General features: G+C 49.9%; 10 protein-coding genes. 8 read left to right on the forward strand and 2 right to left on the reverse strand.

The window, feature by feature from the left end:
• The first annotated feature begins 74 nt into the window (after positions 1-74).
• Positions 75-1,355, forward strand: a complete 1,281-nt coding sequence (locus ACJMM9_RS00835; protein WP_405322981.1) for a hypothetical protein — start codon at positions 75-77, stop codon at positions 1,353-1,355.
• A gap of 44 nt (positions 1,356-1,399) precedes the next feature.
• On the opposite strand, the gene ACJMM9_RS00840 is transcribed toward ACJMM9_RS00835, so the two are convergent.
• On the reverse strand, positions 1,400-2,359 hold the full coding sequence (locus ACJMM9_RS00840; protein ID WP_405322983.1) for a hypothetical protein: 960 nt from the start codon (positions 2,357-2,359) through the stop codon (positions 1,400-1,402).
• Positions 2,360-2,469: 110 nt separating this feature from the next.
• On the opposite strand from ACJMM9_RS00840, the gene ACJMM9_RS00845 reads away from it, so the two are divergent.
• The 5 genes from ACJMM9_RS00845 to ACJMM9_RS00865 all read left to right on the forward strand — a co-directional run bounded on the left by ACJMM9_RS00845 (position 2,470) and on the right by ACJMM9_RS00865 (position 8,329).
• Positions 2,470-3,243, forward strand: a complete 774-nt coding sequence (locus ACJMM9_RS00845; RefSeq protein WP_405322984.1) for a hypothetical protein — start codon at positions 2,470-2,472, stop codon at positions 3,241-3,243.
• A gap of 109 nt (positions 3,244-3,352) precedes the next feature.
• Positions 3,353-6,310, forward strand: a complete 2,958-nt coding sequence (locus tag ACJMM9_RS00850; RefSeq protein ID WP_405322986.1) for a DNA polymerase domain-containing protein — start codon at positions 3,353-3,355, stop codon at positions 6,308-6,310.
• 358 nt (positions 6,311-6,668) lie between these two features.
• Positions 6,669-7,712 carry an AAA family ATPase gene (locus ACJMM9_RS00855; protein ID WP_405322988.1) on the forward strand — a complete coding sequence of 348 codons (1,044 nt, stop codon included), beginning with the start codon at positions 6,669-6,671 and terminating at the stop codon, positions 7,710-7,712.
• Positions 7,702-8,133 carry a hypothetical protein gene (locus ACJMM9_RS00860; protein ID WP_405322991.1) on the forward strand — a complete coding sequence of 144 codons (432 nt, stop codon included), beginning with the start codon at positions 7,702-7,704 and terminating at the stop codon, positions 8,131-8,133. Before ACJMM9_RS00855 ends, ACJMM9_RS00860 begins: the two co-directional genes overlap by 11 nt.
• Positions 8,114-8,329, forward strand: a complete 216-nt coding sequence (locus tag ACJMM9_RS00865; RefSeq protein WP_405322993.1) for a hypothetical protein — start codon at positions 8,114-8,116, stop codon at positions 8,327-8,329. Before ACJMM9_RS00860 ends, ACJMM9_RS00865 begins: the two co-directional genes overlap by 20 nt.
• Here ACJMM9_RS00865 and ACJMM9_RS00870 read toward each other — a convergent pair.
• Positions 8,291-9,187, reverse strand: coding sequence for a hypothetical protein (locus tag ACJMM9_RS00870; protein ID WP_405322996.1), 897 nt, complete (start codon positions 9,185-9,187; stop codon positions 8,291-8,293). The two genes, ACJMM9_RS00865 and ACJMM9_RS00870, sit on opposite strands and share 39 nt — an antisense overlap.
• A gap of 108 nt (positions 9,188-9,295) precedes the next feature.
• On the opposite strand from ACJMM9_RS00870, the gene ACJMM9_RS00875 reads away from it, so the two are divergent.
• Both ACJMM9_RS00875 and ACJMM9_RS00880 read left to right on the forward strand, forming a co-directional pair.
• Positions 9,296-12,967 (forward strand): hypothetical protein, encoded by a 3,672-nt coding sequence (locus tag ACJMM9_RS00875; RefSeq protein ID WP_405322998.1) that lies wholly within the window; start codon positions 9,296-9,298, stop codon positions 12,965-12,967.
• A gap of 16 nt (positions 12,968-12,983) precedes the next feature.
• The gene (locus ACJMM9_RS00880) at positions 12,984-13,700 is read left to right on the forward strand and encodes a hypothetical protein (RefSeq protein WP_405323000.1); all 717 of its coding nucleotides are present in this window, start codon (positions 12,984-12,986) and stop codon (positions 13,698-13,700) included.
• Positions 13,701-13,790: the final 90 nt, after the last annotated feature.

Here is a 13,790-nt window from a genome sequence, read left to right on the forward strand (position 1 = left end):
AAACGACACAATTTCAAGAGGCCGCAGCAATGCGGCCTTTTTAATGTAATTTAAACTTCAAAAGGAAACATACTATGAGTGAACTCAAAATCACAGAAGACGAGAAAGTTCGCGCAAGCTCGCTTCACGGCATGCTTGAAGACTTCAACAAGTTGGCTCCGACCGAAGACGCTGCCGAGGAAGTGTCTGCTGGCGAAGATTTGCCATTGACCATGTTCGTGCTGCAAGGCCGTTTCGGACAAGGTCTTGCCCTTATCGAACAGTCTCTGCTAGATACAGAAACCGTCGCAAGGCTCGAAACCAAGGTGGATCCGAAGGACAACAAGATCTGGCTCCATATTGACACCGATAGCGGTATCCATGTGAAGATGGACGCTCTTCCGGTTTCCGTAGAACTTGATGGCCCAGTGTTCATCAAGATTTACGACCTTTGCAACGCTGTGCGTCACTTGATGGGCACTGCTGAAAAGACTGCAGCGCTGTGGGTCAGCGAAGGCAAGCTTTATCTGGGTGCCTTCTTCAATGATGGTATCGGCGGTTTCGAACTCGAAATCGGATTCAATCCGTGCGAACCGTTTGAAGTGAAGATGGCCAGCGATGACGACTTCAACGTCCGTATCGCAATGGATCAGATATCCTTTAACACGATTCTCGACAGCGTGTACAATTTCGAAACTGTCGAAATCCACCGCAAGAATGGCCGTGTGTCGTACCGCACTGGCGACGAGCATTGCACCATTGCGACCGCCATGCAGAATACTGTGATGGTGAACGACAACAGCGAAGGCGCAAAGCAGTATGACAATACGTCTGACTTCAGCGTCAGCATTCCGTCCAAGATCTTTAAGGCCATTCCTCTCGTGAATGCGCTTGACCTTGACTTGTCGCTCAATGTCATTATCGATCTCGATACCAAGAACAAGAAGCTCCGCATTTCTGGCATGTTCGCTACTCTCGAAACCGACATCGGTGATGCCACCTTGAAGACATACAACAACGATGGGCTTGAGCGTGTGTTCCACATCAAGGCCGAATCTATCGCGGCTGCCATCGGTATGTACTTCGAAATCAACCATGTCAATCCGACTGGAAAGGCTCGCATCTATGGTATCGAAGATGGCCTTATCGGTATCGAAGGTCTGGAAGACGAACGCATTCACGTCAACATCAGCGTGGGTGACTGTCAAGTCGAAAAGCCGGGCTTCGAAATCATCCTTCCGCTTGACGTGTTCACGATGATGGTGCGCAACTCTGGTTGCCCCGACCTCGTGCTTCAGCACGGATTTGAGAATGGCCGTACCATGATGACTTATGGTAACGGTATGTTCTTGAGGAAGTGTACCTACAACGCTTAATCGTTATGCGGTAATGAGAAAGGCGGTCAATCGACCGCCTTTTCTTATTTGCCATTCCACGGCTTTCCCGTGGTCAATTCCGCTTGCGCGTACATCTGCGCCTTGTTGTAGAGAATTTGTTCGTTGAACGTCTTACCAGCATCAATGCGCTGCTGTTTGAGTTGCTGGAATATTTCCATGACTCGGTCGTTGTAGTCTTGGTTTTGCCAAAGATTTTTGTGTGTCTTGCTGGCTAATACCGTAGTCGCCTTGCCGTCTGGTGACGTCGTCTCGTGTCGGAAGTCGCTTGGAGCGGCATGCGCGTTTGCTGCGTTGAATGCTAACGTACCCATTGCGGCGTACTTACCGAATTTCTTGATTACGTCTTCAATACCTTCGAGCTGTGGAACGTCCGGAATTTCGGCATCAAAATCATCCGATGGTATGTCTGGTGCGCTGTCGTTCGGCATAGGGTCTGTCTTGGTTTTTGTCTTGGATCCGTCTTCGTTTTCTGCGATATCTGCAAGACCGTCCATCGAGTCGAGCGCCGTTTCTGGTTCTTCGAATCCGTCTTCGAAACCGTCTTCTTCGTATGGGTTTGCTGCATTGATGTCGTTGATATCGGCGAACATCTGGTTTGCTGTATCTTGCTCACCGGGAGTGAACATGCTGAATTCGTTTGCCGCTGGGGCTTGGAAGTCGGTGGTAATGTCCCCTACGAGTTCGTCATAGGTCACTTCGTCAGATTCTTCGGTCTGTCCAGACTTGTACTGGTCTTCCAGATTTTCTACGGCTTTGACGCGAGCCATCGCCGCCAAGTCTGTATTGTTGGTCATGGCTGGTGGATTCTGCATCTGCTCTTTTTCCAGCTTGCGCACTTCTTGATCGTACTCGACATTAACAGCATTGGGAGACTTGCCGGATATCTTGGCAAGGTGCTGGATGTTAGGCGGCTGTTCGCTGTCGAACTCGGTCGTCTTCTGGTCTAAGAACTTGTCAATAATTGATGGTTTTGTATCGTCCATGTGCCATTCCTTGATAGCTAATTGCAGTTTATCGAAATGCTTGCATTTGAAAAAATATTTTTTGGCCACATAATAAACTATTGGGCAAAAACACGACTCATGAGGTGTTTATGTCATTCAATGTATTCGAAGATGATGCGCTGATGGCCGAATTCGATAGGATTTCTGCAGAACCGATCGATAACGAACCGTACAGCCTCGTTCACAATCCCAAGCCTGTTGTAGAATCGATCCTCGATTTCAACGGCCACAAGATCGATACTGGTAGCTGGTGCTCCGGCGACGGCGTCGATGAAAACAAGAAGAAGGTTGGCAAGGCCAAGACTGCTTCCGATCCTAAGCTCGCAAAGGCTGCTCCGTCAAAGACTGGCGAGAAGAAGGACGACGGCAAGGTTGTCGAGAATGTCGATGCCAAGGAAAAGAAGGACAAGGGCCAGACTACCGAAGTCAAGACCAATACCGAAGTGAAGGCCGAAAAGGCACCTGAAGCTGGTAAGGGTGGAAAGTTCGATAGCGCAGCCAAGTCTGCAGCTTCCAGCAACCAGAGCGGTGCCGATAAGAACAAGAAGTTCGAGGAGAACGCAAAGCTCCAGAAGCGTATCGACTTGTTCAAGAAGGGCGTACGCGCTTTGGCCACTGACTCCAAGACTGCTGCCGACGCCGAGAAGGTCTTGAAGAAGTTCGACAAGATCTCGTCCTATCTGAAGCCGAAGATGGAATCGGTTGAACCAGCTGGTGTTCCAGAAGAAGAACCGATTGATGTGAAAGCGTCTAAATTATTGGAAACCATCCATAAATTTCTTGGATTGAATGAAGATAGGGTTCTTGGCCCTGTCGACGCGGTAAATAAAATAAAAGAAGCCATTGCGACTGCTGGTTTGTAATGGTGTCGCATTGATGTTCCTTTAAAAAACCGTCAGAAATGGCGGTTTTTCTTGTATTTGCAATTCAAATTGTTTATTGCTACATATTCACTGTTAAACTAGACTTACTATGGCTCAGATTACACCAGAAGAAGCAAAACCAAAACGTCCTATGTGGCGGTCGATCTTCCACGACACGGAGAACGACCGCATGTACGTTTGGTACACGGACGGCACGATGGATGCCGTCCCATCGGTGCATGAGTTCTATACCGACAAGCAAGGCGAATACGGCGCAAAGCCGTGCGGCATGAAGGACATCTGGGATAGGGACGTATACAAGGTAGAAGTTCCCCCAGCCAACGGAGTGTCCGCATTCGAAGTTGAGAAGGCCATCAAGCAGAACCATGCTGGGCCGACCAATCACCTTGCGGAAATCGACATTGACCCACGTGGCCGATTCTTACAAAAGCATTATGCCGATACGGGTGTCATTCACCCAGACATGAAGGATATCAACCTCGGCTTCCTCGATATTGAAAACGCCACGACTGGCCGATTCTCCTTACCGACCGAAGCGAAGTATCCTATCAATGTCGTTACGTTCTACGTATCCAAAGAAGACAAGTATTATACCTACGGCGTCGCCAAGGACATTTCCGAAAAGGGCAAACAGTTCCTAAAGGAAAACAATGGCGAGTACATCCTCTGCACGGATGAAGCCGACCTCCTTACAAAGTTACTATTCCAGATTGGTGCCAGCGACCTCGACATTTTGTCTGGCTGGAACTTCGGATTCGATACTGTTTACATTTGCAATCGACTGAAGCAAGTTAATGAAAAGCTTCCGCCGAAAGACCGTATTTCGCTCGACTTACTATCCAGAATGCGTGGTAAGAACAAACGCGCATACTTGAATGCCAAGAACGAGCTGGTAATTAACGGTACTGAAGTTATTGACTTCCTTGAACTCTACAAGAAGTACACCTTCTCTGAAGAGGCTTCATACAAACTCGATTATATTGGTAAAAAGATTGTTGGTGAGAGCAAGGCTCCGCTTCCAGACGGCTATCTGTCTTGGCAGAAGTACTGGGAAGACTATGTCTTGTATAACTTCCAAGACGTCAAGCTCCTTGTAAAGATTGAAATTAAGGCCCAGATGTTCCGCCTCGCGGTTACTTCTGCAGCCGCCGCTCGTGTTCCGTTCTCGTCTGTGTTCTCGTCTAAGAAGATGCTTACTGGCTTCATGCTGGATCATCTTCACCACACGAACCGTACATTCCCGCCGTATCGCCAGCAGCACAAGGAAGTGTTCCCTGGCGCTTTCGTGTACTCTGTTCCGGGTTACAAGGAATACCTAGTATCTTATGACTATCGATCGCTGTATCCTTCTATCATGATGACGTTCAACACGTCTCCGGAAATGAAGGTCACGTTCCCGATCGACTATGTGCTTACCGAAGAAGAAAAGAAGAATCTTATCAAGTCTCCGTGGGATCATAACGGTCGCTACCAAGTCTACTTCCGCAAGGACAAGGTCGGCGTCGTGCCAGAAGTTACAAGGCTTCTGTTCGACGGTCGTTCCAACTTGAAGAAGCAGATGAAGAAGGCAAAGAAGAACGGCGACAAGGAAATGGCTGGCGTCTATGATATGATGCAGAAAGTGTACAAGGTGCTTGGAAACTCTCTGTATGGCTTGATGGGTTCTGAACTATTTGCTCTGTACGACGTGGACAATGCCGCATCCATTACCGCTTACGGCCAGCGTCTCATCAAGTACACGATTGCACGTCTTTCGGAATACATCAACAACGATATCCATAGCGACCCAGTATTCAAGAAGGTCTTCGGATACGAGCCGGATATCGACCCAGAACTTGTCGGTACGTTCACCGATGCCGAAGGCGAAGTGAACTACAAGCGCATGAGCCACGGCGATACTGACTCCTTCTTCGTGAAGTTCGGCGACATCTATGAACAGTTCCGACTGAAGCAAGGAACTGGCACCGAGGTCATCGTATTCGACAAGCACGAAATCGTGGAACGCTATTCGTTCGATAACGATCACGAACTCGACTCCAAGAAGGCGTTCAACCGCCTCTGCACAAAGTACGGCAAGGAAGGCTGGACTGGCGCGGAAATGCGTACACCGGATGAAAAGACTGGATGGACGAAGGCACAGATTACCTTCGCCGACGGTATCTTCATGACTGGCGATTACCGCATCATCTACAACCGCTACAGACTTACCGACTTCTGCCGAATCCTTGATGCTTGCATTTTGGAAGAGAAGCTTGACGAGTACATGCTCAGTTACGCTAACCAGTGGGGCTACTTGACGAACGAGTTGTTCTTGAAGCGCGAGAAGTGCATCCACAAGGCTATCGTGACCGCCAAAAAGAAGTACATCTGCTTGGTGGAGAGCATGGAAGACATCGTCTACCTCGACTTGGGTCACAAGGACGAGAACAAGCAGTGGGTCAAGGGTACTCTTGCTGTCAAGCCAGAATACGCCATCACTGGTCTTGAACTTGTACGAAGCTCTACCGCTTTGTTCGGTAAGGATCGTATGATGGACATGGTGGACTTGATGATGGATACCATGGACAAGGCGACGGTGCGTAACCGCTTGCTCGAAATCAAGAAGGAATTCTTCGATGCCGTGCAGAAAGAGAATTTCAGCTACATCGCATGTCCGTGCGGCGTCAAGAACGATCCGCCTCCGCTCGAAGTCCTCGACAACATGCCAGCAGAAGAAAAGAAGAAGATTGACTGGCGCGTCAAGGCTGGTGCTGTATGGAATTACCTTATCCAGAATGACCCAGAACTCTCGAAGTTCCCTTACGAACCAGTGTACGCTGGATCGAAGATCAGATTCATCAAGAAGGCCGACCGTCTGTTTGGCGTTAGCATCATCTGCTATACTGGCGAGAAATGTCCGCCTCGTCTGCTCGAAATCTTCCACCCAGACTGGGAAGAACACTGGAAGGTTTGCGTGGCTCAAGTGCTTGGCCGTCTATTCAAAGCCGTCGGCTGGGATGAACGCCTTGAATACGACGAGAGCGATTTCATGCTGTCGATGTTCTAGGAGAGATTATGAAAGTAGGAAAGATTAAGTTGAAGAACCGCTCGAAGCGCATACATTTTCGGGGAATCCGTTTCCCATTATGCCGAGTGACGTCCGTCCAGCTGATGGTGCGAGAACTCGTCGACACCCAGTCTTCGCCTGATGGACTTTTTCAAGCGCTTCGTCGCTCATTGTCGGTTCGTCGAAATACTCGTTTTCGTCGAGTGACTGAGTACAACAAGCTTGGCCCGGCGACACAAGCGGCGCGTTCACATCGCTGCACACTTGCTCATAGAGCGCCAAAGCGGCTCGTGCTGGCTCGGAGTTCTTCGAGGAAAGGTATCTAACAAATTCAACATTCATACATGAGAGTTTATCAATGTTCAACGTAATTGACCAGCAGAATGCTACCGCCGATATGCAGTCGGCCATCAACAGCAACCTTCCTTGGGAAGAGAAGTACCGTGGTACTGACTTGGATAGCATCATCCTCCACCGCAACGTGGAGAACTTGTTCAAGAACGCTATCGAAATGAATTCGTTCGGCAACTACATCCTTCACTCTGGCGCACCGGGCACTGGCAAGACTTCTATCGCCAAGGCCATTCCGAAGATCATCGGCGCACAGTCGCTATTCCTTTTCGGTAAGCGTGACTCCGAAATCATCGACATGATTGACGAATACGCCAAGTACAGCTCTCCGGATGGACAGCCGAAGTTCGTTATCATCGACGAAGCCGACAAGCCGAACAAGCCAGCCGACTTCTACCGCGTTCTTCAGTCCGAAATCGAGGATACTTCCAGCACGTTACGATTCATCTTGACTTGTAACGAACTCTGGCGCATTCCGCCAGCAATCCAGTCTCGCTGTATGGCCATCGACTTCGGTGCAAAGTTTGAACACGAGGAAGACGCCGAGGCCGAACTCAAGGAATACAAGACCCGTCTCCACAAGCGCTTGATGAAGATTGCCAAGGGCGAATGCGATGCCAAGGGTGGCACGGTGGACAAGTTCCTCGTTGCCAACATCATCAACGAGTGCTACCCAGACATCCGCTTGATGATTGCCACGATGCACCGTTCGTTCCTCGAAAATGGCGGCAGCATTATCGGTACGATGCCTAGCATGGCTCCGTCCAATACGGAAGTTCTTTTCGAAATGACGGTCAACTTCAAGGTGCGCGAACTCCGCCACTTTATATCGAAGAACATCACGTTCTGCCAAGGCGTGTACCGTTCATTCGGCGACTACGCAATCGACCGCCTTCCGGACGAAGCTCTCATTCCGTTCGGCGTCGCTCTCGCCAATGCGATGTACCAGTCTAACCACCAAGTTGACCAAGAGTATGCCTTGTGGGGCTTCTTGCTCAACGTAATGCAGATTCTCAAGAAGTACGCACCGGATTGGAAGTATGCCGTTTGATCACGAAAAATTCATTCAAGACCGCATCGCTGGTCGAAAGATGACGATGGAGGATATCGCCTCGCATGACACCTATGCGGCGATTTACTCCTTGTCCATGACTCCGTCCATCTACAAGTCTCTGCTTGCGCTGAACACGGTCGAGTTCAGCCGACTTACTACAAAGGTTCGCGCAAAGGTGATGGAGGCGTTCAACGGCTGCAAGCTCAACACCGGGTATCTTCGCGCATTCCCTACCGAGATTGCCGCCACGAACAAGCTCCGTGAACAAGTCATGGCCGTCTACGAAACGTCTGCATCGTCAGCGGACTCGATGATCCGCAACAAGGAAATCGACCCAGAGCTGATTAACGACTTGTATGAATACAAGGTAAACGGCAAGCTGCCGGAAGGAAAGAAGAATGTCCGTCGAAAGAAGTGATATCGACCTCGTCATGAAGAGCTTTGGCTGTGACGAGAACACCGCCGTCAGCTTCATCAACGCTGGAATCAACGTGAGTATGCTGAGGGACGGCGTCGACAAGTATGTCGAACCAGAGCTTAACTTGGGAAAGGAAGTTGAAAAGGTAAAGGAACGGCTAGCCGAGACTGTTGGAGAGTTTCAGCAGAACTCCTAGAACCTTTGACAAATTGTCTTGTTGATTAGCTTCGCCTTGATTGGGCGGAGCTATTTGTCCATTTTCATCTACCGTAGCCTCGCCGTTGGCCGAATCCATGGTCTCGGTCTGCTTGCCTTCTTCGTTCTGAGTGCCGTCGGTGGCGAGCGGAATGTCGTTGGGATCGGTAGCGTTTGAATTTTCGCGCTCGGCCTCTGCTTGCATGACGGCCTTCTGGTCTTCGGCTGGGTCTGCATTCTCGTCGAAATCGGCTTCGAGGTCTTCGTCCGGCATGGTAAGCGCACGTTCGGCGTAGGTGTCGAACATACCGAGCAGCTTCTCGTCACGCGGCTTGCCTTGGAACTGGCCTTCGCCGACGGCGAAATCGTACATAAATTCCATTACGCTCTTGCCTTCGAGGTCTGGTTCGTACCAAGCGTTTCCCGGTTCGGTAGATTCCGGATCCCCAGCGACGGTCATTGCGGCGTAGTTCATGTCCTTCTGGAACAGTTCTTCGATAAGTTCATAGTTGACGACCCTCGTCATCGTGAGGCCGAGGGCGGCCATTACGAGGTGCTTGAGGACGCAGTCGTTGTTGGAATCGGTCGTCGTGAGGTAGATAGGGTCGAGCATGAGCAAGTCATGGAGCTGGTAATCGGCCCACTTATGCAGCTGGGTAGTCCAGTCGCGACCGTTTATGCGGATTTTCTGGGTAAACTGGATAGGGAACTGCAGAAGCGACTTCCTCGTCTCCGGCGAGATAATCTGTACCTTGTTGGCGATTTCGTTCTGCATCGCCTCTATGAGAGCCTTGTCTTCAGGCTTCCTAGCCTTGAGCTCATTGAGCATTATGTTGAAAATTCCAGAAATATGTTCCATTTGCGCCTCAAATTCCGCTGTTTGCAGTTTATCAATACCGTGCGCCAGAAAAAATCGTGACCACAGCATAAACTTGAAACAAAATGAACGTACCATGAGGTTTAATCTATGGCAACAAAAATGGGTTATGCTCCAGGTGTGCGAATTCAGCTGAAGGATAATTCCGCCTATACGGTGGTGCAAAATCCTCTCACTGTCGCTGGTATCGTTGGTTACGCATCCAAGGGTGAACTGAACAAGATCATCCCGGTGGCCAACACTGGCGAACTTGGTGTGAAGCTGGGTTACGGATACCAGAGCTACAAATACAACCAGGGCATGTACGCCGCCAACGCGGTCTTGACTACTGGTGGCGTGGTCGAGTTCGTTCGTCCGTATGGCGAAGAAGTCAGCCGTACCGATGCATACAAGCGTGATCTGAAGACCGACGCCTTCGTGGTTGCGTTCGATAAGAATGCTGCGTTGTATGATAATTGTGGAGCCGTTGACCAGAAGACTGGTAAAGCCCTTGTTCCGACTTCGTTCAAGGTGAAGCACTTTGCTGCAACTCGTTTCAAGACGGACGGCGCAGCCGAGTTCGGCGTTACCCGTAAGATCAACAACATTGCTGAAACTATCGAAAGCAATAACAACGTTTCTTTCGGTGTGGACGCTAGCGAGAACTACTCTGACAGTAAGGAAGCTCGTCTGTTTGACGGTACGCACTGCACTGACATGGTGCTCTTCGCTATTATGAACCGCGATCCGAGCTATGCTAACCGTGCATTCGACCGCTACGAAGTGGTTAGCGCAAAGCGTACGCCGGGCGTGAACAACTTCATCGAGTGTGTGCTTAACAGCAAGCCGATCTTCACGATTGGTGACACCGTGCTTCTTCCGGCCACAAGCCAGAAGCTCGACCAGTTCGGTACGAAGGGAACTTCTTATGCCGCTGTCGAAGCTACGGTTTCCGACATCGACGACAAGACGGTTACTCTTGAATTGCCTGAAGGTGCAATCAGCGTGTATGGCACTAGCCTTCCGAACGTCATTATCTATAATGACGCCGAAAATGCTATCGCCGATGGCTTCGACTACATGAACATCAAGACGGCAGTTGCTGGTAATACGGTCAAGAACTTCACGACTCTCAAGTGGGGTGATCCGAATACTCGTAAGACGCCGAAAGAACTTGTTACTGATGGCTCTATCGTAAGTATCTATGATCGAGACCATAATGAGTACAGCATTCGTTTCTTTGGTGGCGCAAACGCATTTACAGGTTCGACTTCTCATGACTTCACGGTCAATGTCGCTAAACAGACCATTACGTTGACCGCTTTGAACAAGGGTGAAGTTCTTCCTGGCGATGTGCTTACTATGACAACATCTAGTGGCGCGATGGTTCCGGTGACTGTTGAAAAGGTTATCGACAACGGCCAGACCTATGATATTGTTGGCCCACTTCCAGACGGTATTACGACTAATGATAATTGGTCGAATTTGGCATTTAGTTCCATGGCGAGCGGTGATTCGCTCTACTTGGTTGATATTACTGCCGTGAACGGAACCGACTCTACCAAGAACACTTGGTCTTATGTGGCTGACGCTGTGTCTGAAACTCTACGCTATGCAAAGGGCTTTAGCAAGGTTCCAGTCGCTAACGACATTATTTCTAAGTCTGGTACGACCATCAAGGTTGATCCGAGCGCGGTCTACGATTACGCTATCGGTGACTTGGTTGGTATTGTTCGCAATAGCAACGCTATCAAGACAACGACTAACGCAAGTCTCGCGCCGGGCAAGGCATTCGACGGTACACTCTATACGATTGTCAACCTCAATCCGTTGAGTGGCGAAATCGTTGTGAATGTTGCTGTCCCTGCTGCGACCATTGACACGGAGAAGTTGGATTACCAGTTGATCAACTTCAGCACGACGAATGCGACGATTTATAACGCCGTGACGACTTATCCGGTTACGAATGCCACACCGACGACTAAGACGTTGACCGTTGTTACTGATGCACAAGCATCTGCCTTTAGTTATGTGGCGGATGCTGACGTTGCCGCATCGGTTATCGAAGGCACTCAGATTAAGTTTACTAAGGAAGGTGGCGCTGAGGTTACAGTAGCAGTGACGTCGGTTGTGGGCAACTTGGTGTACTTTGCTACGACTGCAGACTTGGTCAGTGGTACGGCATACAGTGCGTCATACACTGGAGTTTCGTACAACGAACTCGTTGATATGTACATCTTGTCCAGCTACTCGATGTACGTAAGCAAGACTGACCAGAAGGAAAATCCGTTCATCGGCTTTGTCGGTGATCAGTCTGTCGTTCCAGCCATTCCGGCGAAGGCTTACATTAGTGCTGGTACAAGTACCTTCACTGCGGAAGTTCAGAAGTCTCCGACGGTTATCGCTGACTCCGATATCGGTGCAAACTTCATGGCCCTCGGCCTTGCGAAGTCCCAGTACCTCGATATCAACTACGACGGAAACCCGATGCAAGTGTTCACGTTGACTGACGAAGGTGTCGCAGTCGCTCGTATGTACCTCGCGATTTCTTATCGCTTCAACGGTAAGCTCTACGAGTTCGACGGTACTATCGTTCCGTACAACTACAACAACCGTCAGCTCGGTATTTCCGAAAGCGCTGAATACGAGTTGGAAAACAGCGGCCTCGAATTCGTGATGAACGATTCTGGTGTGCTCGACTACTTCCTTGAGAACAACTCCTATGATCTGTCCCAGACGGTTCAGAACGGTACTCTCAACGGTAGTTACACCGCTATCGCTTACAACCCTGAAGACCCGGCTATCATCAACGACGCCGTGTGGACGTATGATCCTCTGAACAACAACAGCGGAAGCACTCTGTCTACTGTCTGGAACCTCTTTGTGAACAAGGACGCTTCCGATGTCGACATGCTCGTTGCTGCTGGTATGGCGATCAACGCACCGTTCACTCGCAAGAACGAAACGCTCAATCCGCAAGTCATGCAAGCCATGATCAACGTTTGCGAAAACCGTAAGGACTGCTTCTGCGTGTTCGACGGTGTTTACGAACCAGATATCCAGAAGGCTGTGAAGAAGATGACTGAAGCTGGTCGTCTCTCCCTCGGTCGCTGGGGCGCTCTCTACGATGGCCGTGGCGTGTTCCAGGATTCTCTCTATACGAACAGCCAAGTGGACTGCATGAAGTCCGTTCAGTTGGCTGCGATTATTACTGCTAACCGTCAAGGCGGTGTCTGGTGGATTCCGCCAGCTGGTGATGAAGCATTCGTGCCAGCTGCTTGGGGCACCAAGGAACGCTTCACTCGTTCCTACAACGCCGAAGACAAGAATTGTGACCATGCCAAGTTGAGCGACATCCATGTCAACGCGACCCGCGTGAACAAGGACGGCATCCGCATTTGGGGTGACTTCACCCTTCAGATGGAAGATACTGCCTTCAACCAGATCCACGTGACCATGCTTGTTGCTGGTATTCACAAGGCGTTCTACAAGTACCTTGACCACAAGGTATTCAAGCTGAACACTACGATTCTCCGTGCCCAGATTACTTCCGACCTTCAGGACAAGCTTAACAACATTAAGCGCCAGAATCCGCCGGGATTGATCGATGGTAAGGTTATTTGTGACGATACCAACAATACTCCGGAAATCATCGACCAGAACTTCTTGATCGTCGATCTGAAGCTCTTGCCGCCGAAGTCCACTCGTTGGATTATCCTCCGTACCACCGTTGAGTCGCAGAAGAATGGCAAGAACATTGCAACCGACGTTCTGCAAGCTTAAAGGGAGGTAAATAACTATGGCTCTTAGTGAAGAACAAAAGAAAAAGGTGTTCTACGCCAGTGCGATTGACCACCTTGTCGACCCTCAACGTAGCACTCGTTGGCGTCTTGTCATTCCGACGGACATCTTCCGTCTCGTCGGCGTGAACTGCACCAACGGTGTCCACTTCGGTACAGAAGGCGGTTCCGACGAATTCGCTCTGCATGTGCAGGGCGGAGCGAAGGTTCCGGCTGCGAAGATCAAGGATGCTGCCATTAACTACATGGGATTCCAGAAGTACTTCGCTGTCCAGCAAGACGGCCTCGCTGGCGAAATGGACATCAAGTGCCTCTTGCTTGAAGACATGCGAGCATACGAGATGATGATGGCATGGAACCAGACTTGCTTCAACCAAGGTATCCTCTCGAATACTGGTACGAACGACGCGATCCACGAGTCCGACCGTACCGCTAACGAGGGTAACAACAAGATTTATCTTGGCCTCGGTCAGCAAGAGAACCATAACAACGTCTACGCTGGATTGATGCGTAACGCCTCTATCCGTCTGGAGTTGTATGACTGGATGTACGGTAACGTGACTCTGTCTGTGTTGCTCGTCAACGCATGGCCGAAGCACGTGGACGCTTCCCAGTTCGGTCTTGATTATCAAGACGCCAAGCTGGGTTCGTTCTCGGTCAAGTTCCGTTACGACCGCTTCAACATCTACATTCCGCCTGGATACAAGGTTATCTAGCCTTAAAGCTGGGAAAATGTGAAAAACGGCCTCGAAAGGGGCCGTTTTTTGTGAATTTGAAATTCAAACATACCTAAACTATATTTTCGC

Origin of the sequence: Fibrobacter sp., from assembly GCF_045112255.1 — a bacterium.
Classification (GTDB): Bacteria; Fibrobacterota; Fibrobacteria; order Fibrobacterales; family Fibrobacteraceae; genus Fibrobacter.

What these genes read in the sequence shown, in the direction of transcription:
- ACJMM9_RS00835 (WP_405322981.1), top strand. Translation starts at nt 75, where the DNA reads ATGAGTGAACTCAAAATCACAGAAGACGAGAAAGTTCGCGCAAGCTCG.
- ACJMM9_RS00840 (WP_405322983.1), bottom strand. Translation starts at nt 2,359, where the DNA reads ATGGACGATACAAAACCATCAATTATTGACAAGTTCTTAGACCAGAAG.
- ACJMM9_RS00845 (WP_405322984.1), top strand. Translation starts at nt 2,470, where the DNA reads ATGTCATTCAATGTATTCGAAGATGATGCGCTGATGGCCGAATTCGAT.
- ACJMM9_RS00850 (WP_405322986.1), top strand. Translation starts at nt 3,353, where the DNA reads ATGGCTCAGATTACACCAGAAGAAGCAAAACCAAAACGTCCTATGTGG.
- ACJMM9_RS00855 (WP_405322988.1), top strand. Translation starts at nt 6,669, where the DNA reads ATGTTCAACGTAATTGACCAGCAGAATGCTACCGCCGATATGCAGTCG.
- ACJMM9_RS00860 (WP_405322991.1), top strand. Translation starts at nt 7,702, where the DNA reads ATGCCGTTTGATCACGAAAAATTCATTCAAGACCGCATCGCTGGTCGA.
- ACJMM9_RS00865 (WP_405322993.1), top strand. Translation starts at nt 8,114, where the DNA reads ATGTCCGTCGAAAGAAGTGATATCGACCTCGTCATGAAGAGCTTTGGC.
- ACJMM9_RS00870 (WP_405322996.1), bottom strand. Translation starts at nt 9,187, where the DNA reads ATGGAACATATTTCTGGAATTTTCAACATAATGCTCAATGAGCTCAAG.
- ACJMM9_RS00875 (WP_405322998.1), top strand. Translation starts at nt 9,296, where the DNA reads ATGGCAACAAAAATGGGTTATGCTCCAGGTGTGCGAATTCAGCTGAAG.
- ACJMM9_RS00880 (WP_405323000.1), top strand. Translation starts at nt 12,984, where the DNA reads ATGGCTCTTAGTGAAGAACAAAAGAAAAAGGTGTTCTACGCCAGTGCG.